This is a genomic window from Mycobacterium arosiense ATCC BAA-1401 = DSM 45069, assembly GCF_002086125.1.
In the GTDB taxonomy this organism is placed as follows: domain Bacteria; phylum Actinomycetota; class Actinomycetes; order Mycobacteriales; family Mycobacteriaceae; genus Mycobacterium; species Mycobacterium arosiense.
Genome location: NZ_MVHG01000094.1, coordinates 1 through 20,636, shown reverse-complemented (window position 1 = coordinate 20,636; position 20,636 = coordinate 1). Strand labels below are relative to the sequence as shown.

Here is a 20,636-nt window from a genome sequence, read left to right as displayed (position 1 = left end):
GCCACCACCACCGGGGGCTCGGGGATGTATGGGGGTACGCCGATGGCCGCCGGGATGCACGGCCGCGGCACCGACAGTGACGGCACACCGCGGTATGGAAAACCGGTCAAAGTGCTACGCCCACGCTAGCCCCACATTAGTCACATGAGGCGAGAAAAAATTGCGCAAAATAGGTTGGGTCGACCGTTGCCCGGCGTTAGATCAGGCCAATAGACTGGCCACACAGCAAACGCTGAAATAAATTCACCCGCGCTTTAAGGAGAGCTTTATTATGGCCACCCGCTTTATGACCGACCCGCACGCGATGCGGGACATGGCCGGCCGTTTCGAGGGACACGCCCAAACCGTTGAGGACGAGGCCCGCAAGATGTGGGCGTCCTCGCAGAACATCGCCGGCGCCGGCTGGAGCGGGCAGGCTCAGGCGACGTCCTACGACACCATGGGCCAGATGAATCAGGCGTTCCGCAACATCGTGAACATGCTGCACGGGGTGCGCGACGGCCTGATCCGCGACGCCAACAACTACGAGACCCAAGAGCAGGCCTCTCAGCAGATCCTGAGCAGCTAGCCGCTGCCCGCAACCACCCTTTTACGCCAAGGAGACTGGAGAACAATGTCGATCAACTACCAGTTCGGTGATGTCGATGCCCACGGCGCCCTCATCCGCGCCCAGGCCGCTTCCCTGGAAGCCGAGCACCAAGCGATCGTGCGCGACGTGCTCGCGGCTGGGGACTTCTGGGGCGGCGCCGGCTCGACGGCCTGCCAGGAGTTCATCACCCAGTTGGGCCGCAACTTCCAGGTGATCTACGAGCAAGCCAACGCCCACGGGCAGAAGGTGCAGACCGCCGGTGCCAACATGAACAGCACCGACAGCGCCGTCGGATCCTCGTGGGCCTAGCCTGCACTGTTCGAGGGCGACGACGTGGCGGCACCGGATGCGGTGCCGCCACGTCTGCGTTAGCGACCAGGGAGCCTTTCGATGATGACCGCTGAAATTCCCACCACCCCGACCGCCGACATCACCGTCAACCTCGAGGGGCTGTGGCTGCTGCAAGCCATGCTGGGCATTTCCCAGCTTGCCCCCGAGCTGCGCGGGCGGCCCTACGGGCAACCGCAGAGCACCGAATGGCTCACCGCGCACCCGGGTTTGGCTGTGCTGGTCGACCAGGGCATTGCCGATGAGGGCGCGGTGGTGCGTTCCGATATCGCCGCGCGCATGACGGTATTGGCCACCCCTGACGTCGAAGTCATCCTGTTGGTGTCTCGCGGGCCGATGAACGTGGTGACACCGGTGGTGATGGACGAGCCCAGCACCTGGCGTGCGATACCCGATGAGCAGCTGCGCGTTGTGCTGGCCCGCCGCGACGGCCGCTGGGCCTCGGCGGTGCGCGCCGGGTCCTACATCACCATCGACGATTGCCTTGGAACCGATCAGGAGTGGGTGCAACGCCTGGTCGGTCAGGCGCTGGACTCGGTACACCGGGTGGAGCCGGCACGTATCAGCGCGCTCAACGTACCGCTGGATGACATGCGCACCGCGATCGCGATGCATGCCAAGGCCGATTCGGCCGCAGCCAAGCTGGCTGCGCTGCGCGCGCTGGGGCTACGCGGCGGGGCGCTGGCTGAGCTGGGCGCGGCGTTAGATGATCCGCAGGCCGAGGCCTTGGTCTATGCGCGGGCCCACGTGGATATCGACACGGTGTGGAGCCAAACGGTGCTGAACCTGCGGGATAGCGCCTCGGGGCGGGTGGCGTTGTATCGGCTCAACCCGCCACCGGGTAGCCAACAGGAGTGGCTGACGATCGCCCCGGCCACACCTGCCCAGCTACATCACGCCCTGACGACGGTCTTCGACAGTGTCGGGGTGCGAGCCTGGGCCAGCCACGAACGAATGGCCTGACTAAAAGCTGGGCCACCTGCCCAGCAAACTGTTCTCGATAAATACCGAGCGGGCGTGGTATAGGAAGAATTCTGCCCCTAGGATCGAACGTAGTAAACGCCAGCCATATGGGGACTAATAATGACTGACAATTCCGACTTCATGTCGCGCTATCTGCCGCCGGAACACACCGAGGCACGCCGCGAGCATCCGGGGCCCACAGACCACCTCACCGAGGAGGTGTCGATGACGGATCTGCGGTTGCCCGAGCCGGGCGGGCCGCAGCCACCGCAGATGCCGCCGGTGAGCCGATACGAGTTCACACCGCCACCCGCGGAAGGCGACAGAGCAGAGGCCGGCTGGCCGCCGGAACCCGGCAGCGCCTCAGCGGCGCCGGATGGCAGTGAAGGCGCTCACGCTGCACCCGAACCACCGCCGCCGCCTCCTGGGCCCGCCGGGCCTTCGTTCGGCCCGCCGCCGCCCGCCGGGCACCCCAACGCGGTGCCGTGGCCGCCGGCGCCTCGGACGCCGGACGCGGAAGTGTCAGCGGCCAGCGGCCCGGATGCTGCGGCGCCCGCACCGATCCCGCCGCGCCCGCACTTCGACCAGCGCAACCAGTCACCGCCGCCGCCGCAGCGGTGGTCACCGCCGCGTATCGACCCGTCGCAACGGTGGGCACCGCGGGCGGACCTTCGCACTGCCGGCTCGGCACCCATCAGGCATGTCCAGGTCGAACAAGTCGTGAAACGCCGCCGCGAACCAGCCGAAATCGGTTGGCGCAAAGCGGTTTACGCGTGCACGGGCGGGCTGGTCAATTTGGGCGCGGGCCCTCACGAGCGCAAGCTGCGCGACTGGAAGGCGCGGGTCACCTCCAACATTCCCGGCAATTATCAAATCGCGTCGATATCGGTCAAAGGCGGAGTCGGCAAGACTCGGGTGAGCGCCGGCGTGGGCACCGTGTTCGCCGATGAGCGCAAACAACAGGTCATCGCGATCGACGCCGACACCACCTACGGCGGTCTGGGCCGTTTCGTTGATCCCAAGGCGCTGAGCTCAATTCGTGATTTTCTTGCTGCCAAAGACGTCGTGGTCGACTATCCTAAGGCACGTCATTTCACCGGACAAAACAAGCAGGGCCTCGAGGTGTTGGCGGGCAACCAAAATGTCGCCAATCCGATGGACCTCGACGCGACAACGTTTTTCGACACCGTCACCTTGACACGCCGCTTTTACCAACTGGCGCTGGTGGATTGCGGCGCCGACGTCGAAACCGAGTTCTTCAAAGCGGTGCTGTCGGTCTCGGATGCGCTGATGATCATCGGCTCCTGCACTGCCGAGGGCGGCCTGGCGATCGAGACCACTGTCGACTGGCTGGCCGCCCGCAACGGCCACGAGCTGCTCAAGCGGTCAGTGATCGTGCTCAACGACACCCATGACTGCGCGAATAAGACGTTCATCTCCCATATCAGCGAGACGGTGGGGCCTCGGGTGCGCTCGGTCAAGACGATCCCGTGGGACCCGCACCTGCGGGATGCGGACACGCTGGACTTTCCGGCCCTGCACAAACGCACCCGGCTGGCGTTTTTGGAGCTGGCCGCCGAGTTGGCCGAAGGGTTCCCCACCGCGGGGGCGCTGAGCGCGTGACCATCGAACGGTCGACAACAACCAACCCCGTGACCGCCTCGGCCGGACCGGCCCTGCCCGACCGGGTCTTGGTCGCGGTCATCGCCGGGGTCACCAAGATCGGGGTGGTGCTCGACGCCGCCGCCCCGGTGTCGGTGCAGCTGGCGGCGTTGGTGGACTTAGTCAATACCCGCCTTGGTGAGCTGGGGCAGCCGGCGTTGGCGGCTGGCCCGCGGGGCCGCTGGACGCTGTGTTGGGTGGATGGCAGTCCGCTGAAGCCGGGGCTTTCCTTGGCCGCCCAAGGGGTCAGCGACGGCACCCGGCTGTGGCTGCGGTTCGCCGCGGACACCGAGGCCCGTATTAACGTCGTCGAGCATGTCACCTCAGCGGTGGCAGCCGAGCTCACTAAGCGGTGGCCGGCGATCACCCCGGTGTGGGCGGCCCGCGTCGGCGCGGGCATGGTGGTCGCCGGGGTGCTGGCCGGCACGGCGCTGTTGGGGCGGTGGCGTTATGGGCACCTGGGCTGGGCGCCGGCCGCCTATTGCGGTGGGCTGGCGGGGATGCTGCTGGTGGCGGCGGTGATCATCTTGGCGCGCCAAGCCAGCGTGTTGGCGCGCGGCGTCGGTGACACGCTGCTGTTGACCGGAAGCGTACCGGCGGCGGTGGGTGCTGCGGGTGCGGTGCCCGGGCCGGTGGGCGCCCCGCACGCCGCGCTGGGATTGGCGACGGTGCTGTTCGCCGCGGTGCTGGTGGTGCGGTTCACCGGCCGCCATATCGCGTTGGGCACGGCGGTGATCGTCACCGCGGCCGCCGGGGTGGCGGTGGGTGTGGTGCGCATGGTGCTGGTGACCTCAGCGCCGATCCTGTTGACGGTGCTGCTGCTGGTGGCGCTGATCGGGATGCATGTGTCGCCCACCATGGCGCGCTGGGCGGCCGGGATTCGCCTGCCGGTGTTCCCCTCGGCGTCGGGGCGCTGGATCTTTGAGGCACGCCCGGATTTGCCGGCTGATCATGCGGTGGCCAGCGGCCTTGTCGCCACGTTCGCCGGGCCGGAGTCGGTGCGCGAGGTGACGGTGGCCACCGACCGGGCGCACTCCTACCTGACGGGGTTGTTGGTCGCGACAACATCTTTGGCGGTGGTGTGCGGTGTGGGGTTGTGCGATCCCCACGCTCCGCGGCGCTGGCTGCCGCTGATATTGGCGGGCCTGGTGGCGGTCGCGGTGTTGCTGCGGGGCCGCTCGTTCACTGATCGCTGGCAGGCGACGATTCTGGCGTTGGCTGCCGTGACGCTGGTGATCGGGGTGGCGGGGCGTTTCGTGCTGGGGCTGTGGACGATGCCCGCACTGCTGGTGGGGGCATCGGTGATGACCGGGGTGCCGGTGGCCGGGCTGGTGGCCGCTGTGGTGGTGCCCAACCGCTTCTACACACCGACGTTCCGCAAAGTGGTCGAGTGGGTCGAATATGTGTGCTTGACCGGCATTTTCCCGTTGTCGTTTTGGCTGATGGGTGTGTTGGCCGCGATCCGGTACCGGTAGCAGGAGTGGTTTTGGTGAGTCGTGCAAAGCTGTGTGCGGCGGTATCGACTGTCGTGGTTGTCGGGTTCACAGGGTTGTGGGGTGCCCCCCCGGTCGGAGCGGTGGAGCCCCCGCAGATTGATGTGGGCGCCACCCCGCCCGATGGGCCGCCGGGCCCGGATCAGCCGATGCGCCAGGGCGCTTTTTGCACCAAGGTGGGTACCTTGCCGGGCACGGACTACCGGGTGCAGCCGCACTACTTGGACATGCTGGATTTGGCTGAGGCGTGGCGTTTTGGCCGCGGCGCCGGGCAGCGGGTGGCCGTGATCGACACTGGGGTCAGCCCGCATCCGCGGCTGCCCGATCTCATCGGCGGCGGTGACTATGTGGTAGCCGGTGGGGATGGCCTGGCCGATTGTGACGCGCACGGCACGATCGTGGCCTCCCTGATCGCCGCCCAGCCAGCCGACGGCAAGACGCCGCTGCCGCCGCCGCGCCAGGGCCGCCATCCTGACACGGTGCCGACCACAGAGGCCCCACCTCCTCCGCCGCCACCACAAACGGTGACCGTGCAGGTGCCGCCTCCACCGCCTCCGCCGCCGCCGGACGGTGCGAGCTGGCAGCCCCGCCCACACCAACAAGTCGTGGTGCCCGCCGGGCAGGCCAAGCCGGCCCCTCAGGGCCCGGCGCCGGGTCCTGATGATCCGGTGCCGCCGGGTCCGACTGAGCCGCCGGCCCCGCCGCCGCCGGGGGGCCCGTCGCCCCCACCACCGCCGGCGGCGGTGGGGGCGGTGCCGGCGGCGGACGGGTTTTCCGGTGTGGCCCCCGATGTGCAGGTCATCGCGATCCGGCAAAGCTCCAAAGCGTTTAGCCCCAAGGACGCCTTCGCCGGAAACCAGGACCCGGCCACGCGGCGCAAAGCCGGCGATATCCGCACGATGGCACGCGCGATCGTGCACGCGGCCAACATGGGCGCCACGGTCATCAACATCTCGGAGGTGTCGTGTATGACCGCGACCGACATGATTGATCAGCGCGATTTGGGGGCCGCGATTCACTACGCGGCCGTGGACCGCAACGTGGTGATCGTGGCGGCGGCCGGCAACGCCGGCGACGAGGGCGGCAACGACTGCAAGCAGAACCCGATCTATAACCCGTTGACCCCCAACGATCCTCGCGATTGGGCCGGGGTGACCACGGTGGCCACGCCGGCGTGGTTTTCTGATTACGTGCTCACGGTGGGCGCGGTGGATTCCACCGGTGCTCCGCTGGACAGCAGCATGGCCGGACCCTGGGTGTCGATCGCCGCCCCTGGCACCGACATCGAAAGCCTCTCGCCGCGCGATGACGGGCTGATGAACGCCGTCGAGGGCACCAAGAACACGCTGGTGGCCCCCGCGGGCACCTCCTTTTCGGCCGCGATCGTCTCGGGTGTGGCCGCGCTGGTGCGCGCGAAGTACCCGCAGTTGACCGCTCATCAGGTGATCAACCGGCTGCTGGCCACCGCACGGGCACCGGCACGCGGGGTGGATAACCAGGTCGGGCACGGCATCGTCGACCCGGTGGCCGCCCTGACCTATGACCTGCCGCCCGGGGAACCTGTTGGGCCGCAACGCTTGGCGGCCCCGCTGGTACTGGCACCGCCGAAGGTAGGCCGCGACATGACCCCGGTGTGGGTGGCCGGCGCCGGTGTGGGCGGGCTGGCGCTGTTGGGTTCGGTGGTACTGGGCTCGGCAGCATTGATGCGCCGGCGGGGGGCCCGCTCATGAAGTCGACGTTCCCGTTGAGCGTGGCGGCCGGCTGGCCGCGGCTGGTGGCGTTGTTCGTCGTCGACGTCGCGTTGGTGGCGGCAGGCGCGGCTGTCGCGGGCCGGCCGGGCTGGTGGACCGGTGCCGGAGTGGGGGTGGCGGTGTCGTTGCTGGCGGTGCTGCGTTGGCGCGGTGCGCCGCTGCTGACGCTGGCGTGGCGATCACTAGGCGCTCGACGGTCAGGGCTGGGGGAGCCGGGCGGCGAGCTGGCCGATTACGAGCGCAGCTTCGGGTCTGGCCCGGTCGGAATCCGTGCTGTGGGACCGCATTTGGTGGCGGTGGTCGCTGTCGACGGGCCGCCGCATAGCCCCTCGGTATTGGATTACCCGCGGGTGGAATCCTTGGCGAAGCTGCCCCTAGAGGCGGTGGCCGCCGGGTTGGGCCAGTTCGACGTGAGCCTGCAGGGCATCGACATCGTCTCGGTGGGCGCGCGGCGGGCCCCCAAAACACATCACCCGTATGCGCCGGTGTATTCGGCCGAGGTGGGGGATCACCCCGCGGTCGGGCAGCGCCGCACCTGGCTGGTGGTGCGGCTGGACGCGCTGGCCAGTGCCCGCGCGATTGTGTGGCGCGAGTCGGTGGCGGCCACGATGAGCGCGGCGGCCGAATGGCTGGCCGCGGAGCTGACCAGTTTGCGTATCCCGGCGCGGGTGTTGACCGCGGCCCAGATCCGCGCCGCCGATGAGGCGGTGCTGGCCGGTATCGACCCGAAGGGCTTGAGGCCAGGGTGGGGCCGGCTGCGCCACGCGGGCGGTTATGTGCAGACCTATTGGATGTCGCCGGGCGACATTTCCAGCACCACAATTGACCGGCTGTGGGCGCCGGACACCCATGCCACCGTGGTGTCGGTGCAGCTGCGCCGCAGCGACACTGGGGCCGTCACAGCGGGGGTGATGGTGCGCTATCACACCGGCGGGCCGCTGGCCGAGCCGCCGCTGACCGGGCTGAACCCGTTCGCGGGTCGTCACGACGCCGCGCTGCGCGCCGGGCTGTTGAGCGCAAGCGGCGGGCTGGCGGTGCCGGCGCGCGAGGTGACGCCCGCCGAAAAGGTGGCGGTGCCGATCGGGGCGACGGGCATCATCGTCGGCACCACCGCCAGCGGCCACCCGCTGCTGGTTGATCTGCGTGACCCGACCGAGCTGGCCACCGTGACGATCTCCGGGGAGTTCGCACTGCTGGTGCAGGTGGTGTTGCGCGCGGCCGCAACCGGCTACCAGGTCCTGGTGTGCACCCAGCGCCCACAACGCTGGCAGCAAGTTACCGGGGCCGGGCTACAGGTGGTCGGCGCGGCAGGGCTGGCCGAGCAGTTACCGGCCTCGCTGTACCCGTACGTGATCGTCTACGACGGGGTGGGCGGCCAGGCGCCGGCGGGGGCGGCGGTCACGGTGCGCACGGTCGGCAGACGCTCGGCCAGCGGCGCCGATATTCATATCGAGCAGGAGAGCGCCGGAGCGGCGGTGATCCGCACATGGGCGTTTCAATATCGGCTACGCGTCAACCTCGATTATGAGCGCCGCCTGACCGACGCGGGCCCACGCCGGGCAGCCTAACGGGCGGCTAAGATTCGAAGCTAACCATGACAGGCATTGACGCAGAAAGCCCGGCCCGCAGCGCTTTTCGCCGCGGGCTGCTGGCATCGGGCATCGGTGTGGGCGGTCTGGTGCCCAGCAACAACCGGCAGGTGGCCGCCGAGATGTTCCGCACGGTCACCCGCGCCGAACCGAGCGTGTGTGACGGCTGGATGGGCCGGGTGCTGGCCGGTGAGGACACGGTGGAGGTCCTGGCCGGGGCGTGGGCTGCCGCAGAAACCTTCGGATGGGAGATCCGCCGACTGCAGGTGCTGGGCGCCGACTTTCGCCCCTTGGTGTTCGACGGACTGTTTTTGCAGCTGCCGATCAGCTCGGTGGATGCGCTGCGCTGCGCGTACGCGACAGTGTTGATCCGCGAAGCCAACTACAGCCAAGCTGATGAGCTGCTCAGCTCGGCGGGCACGCCCTCTGATCCCTTTGACGCCGACATGGCCTGCTACGTGTCCGGGCTGCTGCATTTCCGCACCCAACGCTGGACCGATGTGCTGCGCCTGTTCCGGGTCGACAAGCGTTGGTATCGGGCCGAATACGAGTGCGCGGCTACCGCGATGGCCACCACAGCGTTGGCGTCGCTGGGGGTGTTCGAGGATGCGTTTCGCCGCGGGGAGAGAGCCGCCGGCGATGACCGCGTGCCCCAGGCCGCCACCGTGATCCTCTACACCCAGGCGATGTGTCTTCGCCACCTGGGCCGCGAAGATGAGGCCGCCCAGCTGCTGCGCCGGGTGTATTCGCGCGACCCGAAATTCACCCCGGCCCGCGAGGCGATGGACGACGCGACCCGGCGCCTGGTGCTGACCGACCCAGAAACCATCGAGGCGCGCTCCGACCCGTGGGACCCGGCAAGCGCCCCGAGCCGACTAGAGACCGAGACGGCCCGCGACGCAGAGAAGGCCTCGGAGTATTTGGCCGAGGGGCAAGCCGAGCTGGACGCCATGCTGGGCATGGAGGCGGCCAAGCGGGAAATCAAACGCATCCGCTCGACCACGAAGGTCAATCTGGCGCGCGCCAAGGTGGGACTGCGGGTGCCGGTGACCTCTCGGCACACGTTGTTGCTGGGTCCGCCCGGGACCGGGAAGACGTCGGTGGCAAGGGCTTTCACCAAGCAGCTGTGCGGGCTTAAGGTGCTGCGCAAACCGCTGGTGGTGGAGACCAGCCGCGCCAAGTTGTTGGGCCGCTACATGGCTGATGCGGAGAAGAACACCGAAGAGATGCTCGAAGGGGCTCTGGGTGGGGCGGTGTTTTTCGACGAGATGCACACGCTGCACGAGCGCGGCTATTCCACCGGCGACCCGTACGGCAACGCGATCATCAACACGCTGCTGCTGTATATGGAGAATCACCGCGACGAGCTGGTGGTGTTCGGCGCCGGCTACGCCAAAGCCACCGAGCGGGTGCTAGAGGTGAATCAGGGTCTGCGGCGGCGGTTTTCGACCGTGATCGAGTTTCACAGCTACACCCCGCCCGAGCTGATCGAGCTGACCAAGCTGATGGTGGGCGAAGATGAAGATGTGACCACCGATGAGGCCGTTGAGGTGCTGCGCCCGGATTTCGAGAGGTTCTATGCCGACGAAAGCATCACCGCCGAAGGCGATTTGATCCGCGGCATAGACGTGTTGGGCAACGCCGGGTTTGTGCGCAATGTGGTCGAAAAGGCCCGCGATCACCGCAATGACCGCCTCGACACCACCGAGCTTGATGACCTGCTGGCTAGCGACGACGTCGAGGTCAGCGCCGAGCAGCTGCAACGGCTGCGCGAGCTGACCCGCGAGGACCTGGCCGAGGGTTTACGCGCAGCGGTGTCCGAGAAGCGCTCCGAATGAGGCGAAAAGTGGTATTTCGCCCGTCTTATCAGCACCTGACTTACGTTGGCCCCACCAGATGCTCACGACTGCACACGCAGTGCAGCGTAACGACGGACGCCGTCTGATGCCGAGCATTTCACTGCGAGGAGACGACTTGGTAGAACCATTTGGCGATGTCGGAGATCAGTCGTGACCGGCCTGGCGCGTTGGTGAAGAAGTAATCGCTCATCTTCTCGTGCGCGCCGTGGTTGTCGGCGACCGCGCCGGTAACGGCGTCGTCGAAGTCAGGGGACTCGACGAACTGCTTGGCGGAGTTGACCTTCGCCTGCTGCACGAGGGACTCGTTGGCGAGCAGTGTCCGCAGCAACGATTCTAGAAACGAAACCTTCTGCGATTCAGTGAAATCCGCGGATCCGAACAGGTCGTTGAGCCGGTCGAGCACCTGCTGGAAGGCAACCATCTTCGGGTCGCGCTTCTCACCTGACCCGGCGGCGGTGATGCCGGAAAGTCCCACCCGCACACCGAGACTGATGTCGATCTTGCCCCTGTCGATCTGCTTGACCTGCTTCAGCACGACGTCGGACAGATCGATGGGCGCGGTGTAGTTGTCAGGCTGGATCACCCGCTCGAGGTTTCGTAGATAGATTTGCTTCTTCTCCAGGCTCGGGTCGCCGTAGTCGATGATCTGCGACATGAAATCGTAGAGGCGCACGAACGATCCGACGTCCTTGCGGAACATGTCCAGCTCGGCCAGTGCTGCCCTGTCGCCCTCGCCGCCGTTGTCGATCAGGGCGGCCTGGTAGCGCTCGGCGAAACGCTTTTTGCCGGGGTCGATCGCTGCCGCGAGAGCATTGTTGCCTTTGCCGGTCACGAAAGCTTCCGCACACTGGTCGATCTCGGCTTGGGTGTAGATGCCGGTGGTATCGAGTTTGGCCGCCAGATCGTGCACCAGGTTCGGGTCGGTTTCGGTTTCCAGAAATGCGTCGGTGAAGTAAGGTTCGAACGCCTTGCGGATCTCCTCCGGTTCGTTGACGAAGTCGACGACCTGCGTCATCGCCGCGGTCTTCTGGATGCCCGACGGGGTGCGATAGGTGCGGTTGAGCCGCGACAGGGTCTGCACCGCGGTGACGCCGGACAGGATCCGGTCCGCATACATCGCGCACAGCAGGGGCTGGTCGAACCCCGTCTGGAACTTGTTGGCGACGATCATCACCTTGTAGTGGTCACCCCGGAACGAGGTGCGCAGATCGTGCACGCCGGGATTCATGCTGGACTCGGTGAAGTCGCCGGGGCCCGACTCGGGGTCTTGTACCGTGCCGGAGAACGCGACCAAAGTGCCGTAGCCGTAGCCCTTTTTGGCGATGAACGCGTCGATCGCGAGCTTGTAGCGCACCGCGGCCTTTCGGGAGTCGGTGACGACCATCGCCTTGGCGTGCCCGTCGAGCAGGCCGGCGACGTTCTCGTGGAAGTGCTCGACGATGATCGCGGCTTTCTGGGTGATCGTCTGCGGGTTGAGCTTGACCCAGTGCATGACCTCTTTGGTGGCCTGCGCCTGATCCACTTCGTTTTCGTGGGAAGCGTTCTGCCCAATTTGGAACGCGAGCTTGAACGAGTGGTAACCGGTCAGCACGTCGAGGATGTAACCCTCCTCGATGGCCTGCTTCATCGTGTACACGTGGAACGGCACCGGCGACTCGTCGGGGGTGGGCTTGCGGCCGAATAGTTCCAGCGTCTTGGCTTTGGGGGTGGCGGTGAACGCGAAGTAGGAGATGTTGGCCGACTCGGCACGCTCTGTGGCTTCGGCGGCCAGTACCGCCTCGACGTCGATCTCGCCGCCGTCAGCGATGTCCTTCAGTTCCTCGGCGGTCAGCACGGACTTCAGCTTGCCGGCGATCTGCCCCGACTGCGACGAGTGGGCTTCGTCGGCGATGACGGCGAACGTCTTGCCTTTGAGTCCCTTGTTCTTTCGGATCTCGTTCATCGCGAACGGGAACGTCTGGATGGTGACGACGATGATCAGCTTGCCGTCGATCAAAGCGTTGGCCAGCAGCCCGGACTTCGACCGCGACTCGCCGCCGGCTTTCGCGGCTTCGTCGCGGTCGATCGCCACGACGATGCCCTGGTCGTTGTCGATCTGCTTGACGGCGTCCTGTAGCTGGGCGTCCAGGACGTTGCGGTCGGTCACGACGATCACCGAGTCGAAGACCTTTTGGTTGTCGACGTGCATGCGCGCCATCCGGTGCGCGGTCCAGGCGATCGAGTCGGTCTTGCCCGAGCCTGCCGAATGCTGGATCAGGTAGCGCTTGCCAACACCTTCGGCGGTGACCGCGGCGGTCAGTTCGGTGACCGCCTCCCACTGGTGGAAGCGGGGGAACCGCAACGACGACGACTTGGAGGTCTTGCCACTGATCGGATCGGTGATCGACTCGTGCTTGATGTACATGAGCCGGCCGAGGATGTTCAGCCAGGCGTCGCGCTCCAGAACCCGCTGCCACAGGTAGGCGGATTTCGAGCCGGTCGGGTTGAGCGGGTTACCGGCGCCGCCGTCCTCGGTGCCACGGTTGAACGGCAAGAAATGCGTTGTGCCGCCGGCGAGTTTGGTGGTCATCCAGACCTCGTCATTGGACACCGCGAAGTGCACCAGCGCGCGGGCACCGGAGACGAACAGCGGCTGGACCGCCCCGGTGCCGGGATCTTTCGGCAGCCGGGAGTTCTTGTACTGGTTGATCGCGTCGGCGATGGTTTGGGTGAAGTAGGTCTTGAGCTCGGCGGTGGCCACCGGCAGTCCGTTGACGAAGAACACCAGGTCCACCGATCGTTGGTCGGCGGTGGAGAAGTGTACTTGGCGCATGACTCTTACCCGCACAGCTGCGTAGTCGGCGTTGCGTTTCTCGTTCAGCGTTGATTCGGGTTTGAAGACGCACATCTGGATCTTGGCGGCCAGGTGTGAGAATCCCTTGCGGAGCAGGTTGAGGGTGCCGCCGCCGTTGTCCATCGGGGTGTCGAGGACTTTCACGAGCCGGTCCAGCAGCTGGGCCTGCTGTTTGGCGACGTCGCCGGAGCGTGCCTTAACGACCTTCTCCAGTTGCTCAGGCTGGGTGTCGGCCAGCCAGCCGAGGACGTCTTCGGGGAACAGGGCGCGTTCGCGGTCGTAGCCATCGTCGTTGGGGGAGTAGAGCCAGCCGTGGGCGGGCAGGTATTCGGCGAATTCCTTCTCGAACTCAATCTCGTTGTGCTGCGCCACGTCAGGCCACCTCTTCGCGCACGTCCATCTGGCCCGTGACGGCAGCGGTGATCAGCGCGGACCTGCGCTCGCGAGCGAGTTCGATGAGCCGCTCCGTCTCTGCGATCAGGCTGTCGATCTTGGACGTGTGCTCGTCGAGGTAGGCGAGGATTGACGCCTGCTCATCGACCGGCGGCAGTACCACAGCGAAGTCGGCCAGCACTGGCCTGCGCAGCGATTCCATCGTGACCGTGTTACTGCTCGCCAAGGCGACAGGGCGGAGAAAGGTCGAGATGAAGTAATAGAAGTACCGTCCGGAGATCCCGATAAAGTCCTTGAACACGTAGACCCGCTGGTGCGCCTCGAACTTCCCGTTGAAGTAGTGGAAGACCTTGCCGGTACCGCCCTGTCCGTCCCCCGGCGTCATGACTGCCTCGCCGTCGAAGGAATAGTGACCGATGCGGAGGATCTGTTTGCCTCGGACGTAGAAGGGGTACGCGCCCCCGTCGGTTGCGTTTCCCGAGTCCTCGGATCCGGTGGTGATGGTGCACAGGTGTCTGGTCCGCACAAGTTGCCAATGGGCGGGAACGTCACCCAGTCGAACGTCCCCTGAATCGCGAAGAGTTGCCCCGGCGTCAAGGCCGCGGAGTAGCGTCCGAGCGATTAGCGAGCCGCGTCGCTCCTCCAGCATTTCAATGAGTCGATGCTGCTCCTCAATGAGCCTGTCGATGCGGGCCGCCTCGCGGTCGAGGTAGAGGACGATTGCTTGCTGCTCATCAATCGGAGGGATCGCGAGCGGCAAATTATCGAGATCCCCTTGTTGGACCCTGCGGTCAAACGTTGTCTGTGCGCGGGTGTACAGAACGTACTGGTCAAGATACGGCTGAGAACGCAGGAGGTAGTGCAAGAATCGGGGCTCCATGACGCTGCGTGATCGAAACACCCGATAGTCGGGGCTCACGGCGCCTTCCAGCGTTGACACGCCAACTCCGCCTCCGAATAGCCACATCGGATTGACGATGAGATCAGCGACGTGGGCGACGAAGTACCGAGGGAGGTTTTTGGTGTCGGGCTCTTGTCGGGGGTCGAGGGATCGCGGCACTACATCGCCTGTCGACCGCAGCGAAAGCATCTCATAGCTCAGGTCATCATTTCGCTCGCTGAGCCGGTCTAGGACCGCTTTGAAGCGTCGAATCTCCCATCGGTCCGGGAGATCAGCAAGCAACGGAGTGACCGCTGAGTGCACGCCAATTAATGCGAGGCTCAATTTCTTTCAACCTCCCGCAGCAGATCCATGATCTTGGCGACCTGCTTCTCCAGGTCCGCGTCGATCTCGGCGAGCGGCCGGGGCGGGACGTACTTGTAAAACTGGCGGGTGAACGGGATCTCGTAACCGACCTTGGTTTTCGCGGCGTCGACCCAGGCATCCGGGACGTGCGGGTGCACCTCCGTCTCGAAGTAAGCCTTGATCGTCGCTGCCCGGCCCGCGTCACCCTCACCGTTGCCGCCGTAGGTGAACGGGACATTCTCACTGTCGCGTTTCTTTGCATCCGGCTTTGGGTTGCCCTTGCGGTCCGTCACCGGTTTCCCGCTCTTATCGAGCAGAGGTCGTTCGACGGTGATGGTCCAGTAGGCGAAGTCGTTGGCGGTGAGGATCTTCGAGTGGTCGGGGTCAGCCTCGTCGAAGGCGTCGTAGAGAGCGAGTATGCGGTCGCGTCCTGCGGCATCGACCTCGCGGCTCTTTGCGCCGAGGTTCTTTCGCATCTTGGTCCAGAACGAGGTGGCGTCGATGAGCTGGATCTTGCCTTGACGTTCAGGGCGTTTCGTGTTGTCGAGGATCCAGATGTAGGTGGCAATACCAGTGTTGAAGAACATATTTATCGGCAGCGCGACGATCGCCTCCACTAGATCCGATTCGAACAGCCATTGCCGGATGGTGGACGGACCAGACTCGGCGGCGCCATTGAACAGGGGCGACCCGTTCAAGACGATGCCGGCACGGCCGCCGCCTTCGTGCGCAGGGCGCATTTTGTGGGCGAGGTGACACAGGAACAGCATCTGGCCGTCACCGACTGAAGGGAGGCCGTGTGAGAACCGTGAACCCTGCACGAGTGCTTCCTTCTTGACGGCCTCTTGTGAGGCTGTCCACTCGATGCCGTAGGGCGGGTTGGACATGCAGAAGTCGAAAGTGCGGTCCCAGAACTGGTCGTCGGCCAGGGTGTCGCCAAGTCGGATATTACCGGCGTCTTGTCCCTTGGCGAGCATGTCTGATTTGCAGATTGCGTAGGTCTGATCGTTGTTTTCCTGCCCGTACAGCCTGAGCCGGGCATCGGGATTGCGTTCCAGCAGCCGTTCCTCAGCGACCGACAGCATGCCTCCCGTACCGGCGGTCGGGTCGTAGATCGCGCGGACGGTACCGGGTTCGAGCAGGGCCTGGTTGTCCTCGGCGAAAAGTAGATCGACCATGAGCCGGATCGCATCACGTGGGGTGTAGTGCTCGCCTGCTTCCTCATTGGATGCCTCGGCGAACTTGTAGATCAGGTGCTCGAAGAGGTCGCCCATCTCGGCGTTGGGAACTGTGTCGGGATGTAGGTCGACCTCGGCGAACTTTGACGTCACCAGGTACAGCCGGTTCTTTTCGTCCAGGGTCGCTAGCTCGTTTTCGAACCTGAACCGCTCGAACACGTCGATGTTTGCCGAGAATCCGGTGATGTAGTCCATCAGGTTCGCCCGCAGGCCCTCGGGATCCTCCAGCAGGCGTGCGAAGTTGAAGGGGCTGGTGTTGTAGAACCCGAGCCCCGTCTTGCGCTTCACCTGGACGTCGAGTGCGCCACCGGTGTACTTCGTGGCTAGCGTCCAAACCTCTTCGCGGGTGGGTTCGAGGATGCAGTCCAGCCGTCGCAGGATCGTGAATGGCAGGATCACCCCGCCGTACTGGTGCTGCTTGTACACGCCCCGGAGCTGATCGGCGATCCCCCAGACGAAGTTGGCCAGCTTGCTCAACGCCAGTCTCCCCTCTGATGGTGCAACAGGAGCATCGTTTCACGATTCGCAAAGCAATCTCAGGATTCGTAAGAGAAGCGGGCCCAGCCGACGAGGTCGAGCACAATTCGCCGAATGGTTAGGCCGAATGGTTAGGGTGATGGAGGACTGCCGCAGCGGCGATGCGAACACCATCGGCGGGGTGAAGCCCTGATCGGAAACACCGCGCGATTGGACTGTTCCCGGTTAGGCAGATTCATAGGCAAAGCGCTCGGAACAGGCGCTATTGGCCCGATGGGTCGTGGGGGCCGGGTTCGGGGTCTGTCAGCGCTTGGAGTAGCTCAGTGTCCAGCCGTTGCTGGTAGGCGGGTATCCACTGGCCCAGCGCTACCGTGCGTTTGAGATGTTTGGTTCCGGCGAGCAGTCTGCGTCGGGCAGAAGCGTCGGTGGCTGCACCCGTGGTGTCGATGATTTCAGCAGCGCGTTGGCACAGCTCGGCCGCGATGTCCCAGACAACGGCTGCTATGGGGTTGTTTCTGGGTGCTGTGTCGATGTCGCGGGCGAGCGCGGCGATCCGTGCGGCGTCGGCATCGAGCGCCTCGAGGAGCAGCCGTGAGTACAGATCGCGGAACGCCTCGACCCGAGATACGAAGTGCGGCTCAAGGTATGAGGCGATATTCAGCTGCGCGGGCCCGTCGTCGTCCTCGTAGAGGCTGCAGTTCGCGGCGTACAGCCACGCGCAGGTCAGGTCGGGGCTGCTCTGTGCGGCATGCTGGGGGTCGGCAGTCATTGTGTTAGCGGCCTTTCACGGGAGTTTCGGTGTCGGTGGGTGGTGGGCCGCTTCGGTCGGGTTGAGGGCGCGCGTCGGGAGGTTGACGATCCGATGCGGGTCCGGAGGTGGCGCGCTGGGTAGGGGTGCGGCGTGTGGTGCCGGCTCGGCCCGTCGCTGGTGCTGCGGCCGGTTGGGCGTCATTCGCTACCGCGGCCCCGCCTTGGGGTGAGGAGCTGGGCGGGGCGGCCTGGCCGCTGTCCGCGCGGGCGCCACGGCTGTGGTCGCGCTGCAGGCGCTGAGTGACCTGGCTAGCGACAGCGGCGCCGGCCACGGCTTCGGGTGCGACGACGGCGGTCGCGGCTTCTCCGGCCACCATTGCCCCGTCAGCGGCGCCCGCACCGGCAACCGGTGCGCTTGGTGAGGCCGCGCCCGCACCGGAGGCGGCGGCGGGCGGACTAGGTGTGGGGCCCGGCGTGGGACGGCGCGGGCTTCCCGGTGAGGGTGGTCGCCCGCCGAGTGGGCGGCCGTTGACGGGCGGCCCGGTGAGGGGCTGGTCGGATTCGTCGGGGGTATCGGATTGGTTGGCCCACCGTGCGCGCGAGTTGAGGTCTCGGGCGCGGTCGTAGGCGTCTTGTCCGCGTTGGTAGCCTTCGCGGCCTCGGCGGCCGAGGCCGCTGATCGAGTGGGTGAAGTCTTGGCGAGTGTGGTCGCCGAGTTCGCGTTTGAGCCAGCAGAACACGCCGATGGCGACGACGGAAATGATGGCAATCATGAACAGCCGGGCCAGCGGGTGGGTCATGCCGACTTGATCGGCGTAGCCGCTGCGGGCACCCATTTTCAGCACGATCATCGCCGCGATGGAGATGTAGGTGGTGTAGGCGAAGACCAGGGCGGCGTGTTTGAAGAACATTTTGATGCGCCGGCCGGCACGCCGGCGCGGGTGTCCGTGGATCATGGCGGGCGCGGCGGCAACGATGGACAGCAGGGCGTTGATGAAGGCCGCGCAGCACACCATGACGTAGCTATAGGTGACGTAGCAGACGAAGAAGGCGAAGATCGCCCCGAGTAGGCCGTAGCAGCTGCCGAGTGCGAGGTTGGCGCCGCTGAGGTGCTGGGCAAAGGACAGGGCTTGTGGTGCTCCGCAGGAGGCCATGGCGTGGGCCGGTCCGGCGAGGTCGCTGCCGTCGTGGGGGGTGAGCATGGCCGCGGTGTAGGCGTTTCCGCAGTTTCCGATGTCATCGACGGTGGTGCCGAAGTTCATCAGCTGCAACGGCATTCGCAAGGTGGTGTCGGCGATAAGGCCGGTGAGGTGTTGAAGCTGGGCTTGGCCGCCGCCGGTGGTGATGGAGCCGTTGTTGAACGCCGCTTGGGAGACGCTGAAACCTAGGTTGCGTCCTTGGGTCAGCAGCCCGTTTTCGCTGTAGAGGTCGGACAGCGGGTCGCGGGTGAGCACGATGCCCAGCACACCGATGGCCGTGGTGGACACCATGATTCCCGATCCGAAGCCTTTGCGGCCATGCCACAGGATATGGAATGCGCCTACTGCCAGACCCAGCATGAGGCAGATGGGAAAGACCCACAGGTCGGCGAGGATCACCCGAACTGTCTCGAACACGGGGCGGAACCAGGTGGCCAGCCACAATAGCCAGGTGTTGGACATGGCGAACCGCAGCAGCCAGAGCGACATGGCGATCATGAAGATGTAGATGCCGGCTTGGGCTTGCAGCAGTTCGACGATGCTTTCGTGGGTCAGTCCGACGGTCAGCGCGTTGGCCAGCCACCGGGCCCAGCTTGAGGGGTCGAAGCTTAGGCCCGGGCCTGCTTTGGTGATGGCTTCGCTGGTGTTGACCACTGACAGGTAGTAGTTGCCCACCGGGACGCCGTGGCTGTCGGTGACGCCGGTCCAGTTGAGCGCGCCTGCCAGGGTGGAGGCGGCGGCGGGTGGGGCGGCGCCGATCGCGGCGGCGCCCAGGGTATGGGTGATCATCCAGAATGTGGTCAGGCGCCGTAGGCGGGGCCGGGTGGCCATCTGGTAGCCGAGGTATTCGGCGGCGCGTTGGCCGAATGTCATTGGGGCGGTGGTCATGCCGCCCGCCCGGGGGTGGTGTCGTAGGCGTGGTGCACGGCGGTATCGGGTTCGGTGGCCACCCAGATGGGTGATTTGCGGCGGAACTCGTCGACGAAGAATCCGTAGCCTTGCCGGGCGCCTCGGTGGGCGCCGGCGGCGGTGTCGAGGTCGTCGAATGCGGTGGGGTCGCGCATTTCCTCGGGTGAGGGCTGAGCGAGGAAGAACTCTTCGATGTCGGGGTAGTCCTCGAGGCGGATGCCGACTCTAGCGGCGACTTGGCGTGCGAGGTCTTCGTTTTCAAACGGCATGATCAACTGCTGGGTAATGAATTCATCGCCCATGAGGGCTAGGTCTTTGACCGGGTTTTGCGTGATGATCAGCAACCCCGTGTAGTGCTTGCGAGCGCGGCGGCTGATCAGGTGTGCGTCGTCGGCGCCGGCGCGGGAGTTGAGCAGGGCGCCGGCTTCTTCGAGGACGATGAGCCCGAAGCGGGCGCTGTCGGCGAAGAACGTCACTCTGGCCAGTCGCACGAGCATGCTGTAGATGGCCACTGAGGCGCGTTTGCGGTCGGAGAGTCGTTCGTAGAGGTGGGGGGTGTTCATTTCATCGGCGGTGGGCAGATCGAGGCTGCCGGTGAGCCAGATTGTGACGTCGAGGCTGGCCAGGTCGGGCACGGGCAGGGTGGCGTCGAAGATGGCTTGGGTGAAGTCGTAGGTGGCCCACGATTGCAGGGCGGCGCCGATGGGGGCGAGGTCGTCGGCGAGTTTTGCGACTTGCGGTGAGCGGGTGTCGGGGCCGGTCGCGGGGGCTTGGATGTGGCTGATGTAGGTGATGAGAGCGGCGGTGCTGGTGATGCCGAGCCGTTGGCGGGCATCGGCTTGCAAGATGGTGCGCAGGCGGCTCACCGCCACGCTGCGCGGGTCTAGGCTCATCATGGGAATCATGTAGTCCAGCCAGTAGCTGCCGGCGTGGTGGGGCGGGAAGGTGCGCAGCGGGTCGCAGCTGAAGTGGTTGCCCGCCATGTCGATGATGGCTTTGTTGTCGACGTCGCAGAGGGCTTTTTGCCATTCGATGCCGGGGTCGACGATGAATGCTTGTGTGCCGCGCTGGATTTCGGCGCGGGTGATGCGTTTGGCGGCATAGGATTTGCCGTATCCGAGGGCGCCGCTGCACACCAGGCAGGGGCTGTGGTTGCGGCGGGCGGCGGCGGGCAGGTCGAGCAGCACTGCGCTGTTGAGTGCGTTGTTTCGGTTGAATCCCAACAAGATTCCGGTGCTGTTGCCGACCATGGAGGAGGTGAACGGCACGAACCGTGACCATTTTTTGGTGGTGGTGGGTTGGGCGAACTGGTCGACGGTGGTTTTGTGGGTGGGTGC

14 protein-coding genes are annotated in these 20,636 nt (G+C 65.7%); 8 read left to right on the top strand and 6 right to left on the bottom strand.

What is annotated here, in order from left to right; genetic code table 11:
* Positions 1–271: 271 nt before the first annotated feature.
* The 8 genes from BST14_RS23925 to eccA all read left to right on the top strand — a co-directional run bounded on the left by BST14_RS23925 (position 272) and on the right by eccA (position 10,233).
* Positions 272–568, top strand: coding sequence for a WXG100 family type VII secretion target (locus BST14_RS23925; RefSeq protein WP_083066813.1), 297 nt, complete (start codon positions 272–274; stop codon positions 566–568).
* Between the two features lie 45 nt (positions 569–613).
* The gene (locus BST14_RS23920) at positions 614–898 is read left to right on the top strand and encodes a WXG100 family type VII secretion target (protein ID WP_083066812.1); all 285 of its coding nucleotides are present in this window, start codon (positions 614–616) and stop codon (positions 896–898) included.
* 81 nt (positions 899–979) lie between these two features.
* The gene (locus BST14_RS23915; protein ID WP_083066811.1) at positions 980–1,900 is read left to right on the top strand and encodes an ESX secretion-associated protein EspG; all 921 of its coding nucleotides are present in this window, start codon (positions 980–982) and stop codon (positions 1,898–1,900) included.
* 120 nt (positions 1,901–2,020) lie between these two features.
* A complete protein-coding gene (locus BST14_RS23910) occupies positions 2,021–3,523 on the top strand; it encodes a MinD/ParA family ATP-binding protein (protein WP_083066810.1) in 1,503 nt (500 codons plus the stop codon).
* Positions 3,520–5,037, top strand: coding sequence for a type VII secretion integral membrane protein EccD (gene eccD, locus BST14_RS23905; RefSeq protein WP_083066809.1), 1,518 nt, complete (start codon positions 3,520–3,522; stop codon positions 5,035–5,037). The genes BST14_RS23910 and eccD overlap by 4 nt, the downstream gene beginning before the upstream one ends.
* 14 nt (positions 5,038–5,051) lie before the next feature.
* Positions 5,052–6,785 carry a type VII secretion-associated serine protease mycosin gene (mycP, locus tag BST14_RS23900; protein WP_245845664.1) on the top strand — a complete coding sequence of 578 codons (1,734 nt, stop codon included), beginning with the start codon at positions 5,052–5,054 and terminating at the stop codon, positions 6,783–6,785.
* Positions 6,782–8,374 (top strand): type VII secretion protein EccE, encoded by a 1,593-nt coding sequence (gene eccE / locus BST14_RS23895; protein WP_083066808.1) that lies wholly within the window; start codon positions 6,782–6,784, stop codon positions 8,372–8,374. Before mycP ends, eccE begins: the two co-directional genes overlap by 4 nt.
* Positions 8,375–8,400: 26 nt before the next feature.
* Positions 8,401–10,233 (top strand): type VII secretion AAA-ATPase EccA, encoded by a 1,833-nt coding sequence (gene eccA / locus BST14_RS23890; protein WP_083066807.1) that lies wholly within the window; start codon positions 8,401–8,403, stop codon positions 10,231–10,233.
* Positions 10,234–10,351: 118 nt separating this feature from the next.
* Here the strand turns inward: eccA and BST14_RS23885 are convergent, their stop codons facing one another.
* The 6 genes from BST14_RS23885 to BST14_RS23860 form a co-directional block, all read right to left on the bottom strand.
* Entirely contained in the window at positions 10,352–13,459 is a 3,108-nt protein-coding gene (locus BST14_RS23885) for a type I restriction endonuclease subunit R (protein WP_083066806.1), read from the bottom strand.
* A gap of 1 nt (position 13,460) precedes the next feature.
* Positions 13,461–14,420 (bottom strand): restriction endonuclease subunit S, encoded by a 960-nt coding sequence (locus tag BST14_RS23880; RefSeq protein WP_245845659.1) that lies wholly within the window; start codon positions 14,418–14,420, stop codon positions 13,461–13,463.
* A 281-nt stretch (positions 14,421–14,701) separates the two neighbouring features.
* A complete protein-coding gene (locus tag BST14_RS23875) occupies positions 14,702–16,441 on the bottom strand; it encodes a type I restriction-modification system subunit M (protein ID WP_083066804.1) in 1,740 nt (579 codons plus the stop codon).
* A 262-nt stretch (positions 16,442–16,703) separates the two neighbouring features.
* Positions 16,704–17,210: a hypothetical protein gene (locus tag BST14_RS23870; protein ID WP_083066803.1), complete on the bottom strand. Its 507-nt coding sequence runs from the start codon at positions 17,208–17,210 to the stop codon at positions 16,704–16,706.
* 4 nt (positions 17,211–17,214) lie between these two features.
* The gene (locus tag BST14_RS23865) at positions 17,215–19,278 is read right to left on the bottom strand and encodes a hypothetical protein (RefSeq protein WP_083066802.1); all 2,064 of its coding nucleotides are present in this window, start codon (positions 19,276–19,278) and stop codon (positions 17,215–17,217) included.
* Positions 19,275–20,636 (bottom strand): ATP-binding protein (locus BST14_RS23860; RefSeq protein WP_211280798.1); only part of this gene is annotated, 1,362 nt, incomplete at its 5' end. The genes BST14_RS23865 and BST14_RS23860, both read right to left, overlap by 4 nt.

Excerpts from the sequence above, each read along its gene's own strand:
- BST14_RS23865 (WP_083066802.1), bottom strand. The coding sequence starts at position 19,278 with ATGACCACCGCCCCAATGACATTCGGCCAACGCGCCGCCGAATACCTC.
- BST14_RS23915 (WP_083066811.1), top strand. The coding sequence starts at position 980 with ATGATGACCGCTGAAATTCCCACCACCCCGACCGCCGACATCACCGTC.
- eccE (WP_083066808.1), top strand. The coding sequence starts at position 6,782 with ATGAAGTCGACGTTCCCGTTGAGCGTGGCGGCCGGCTGGCCGCGGCTG.
- BST14_RS23910 (WP_083066810.1), top strand. The coding sequence starts at position 2,021 with ATGACTGACAATTCCGACTTCATGTCGCGCTATCTGCCGCCGGAACAC.
- BST14_RS23925 (WP_083066813.1), top strand. The coding sequence starts at position 272 with ATGGCCACCCGCTTTATGACCGACCCGCACGCGATGCGGGACATGGCC.
- eccA (WP_083066807.1), top strand. The coding sequence starts at position 8,401 with ATGACAGGCATTGACGCAGAAAGCCCGGCCCGCAGCGCTTTTCGCCGC.
- BST14_RS23870 (WP_083066803.1), bottom strand. The coding sequence starts at position 17,210 with ATGACTGCCGACCCCCAGCATGCCGCACAGAGCAGCCCCGACCTGACC.
- BST14_RS23920 (WP_083066812.1), top strand. The coding sequence starts at position 614 with ATGTCGATCAACTACCAGTTCGGTGATGTCGATGCCCACGGCGCCCTC.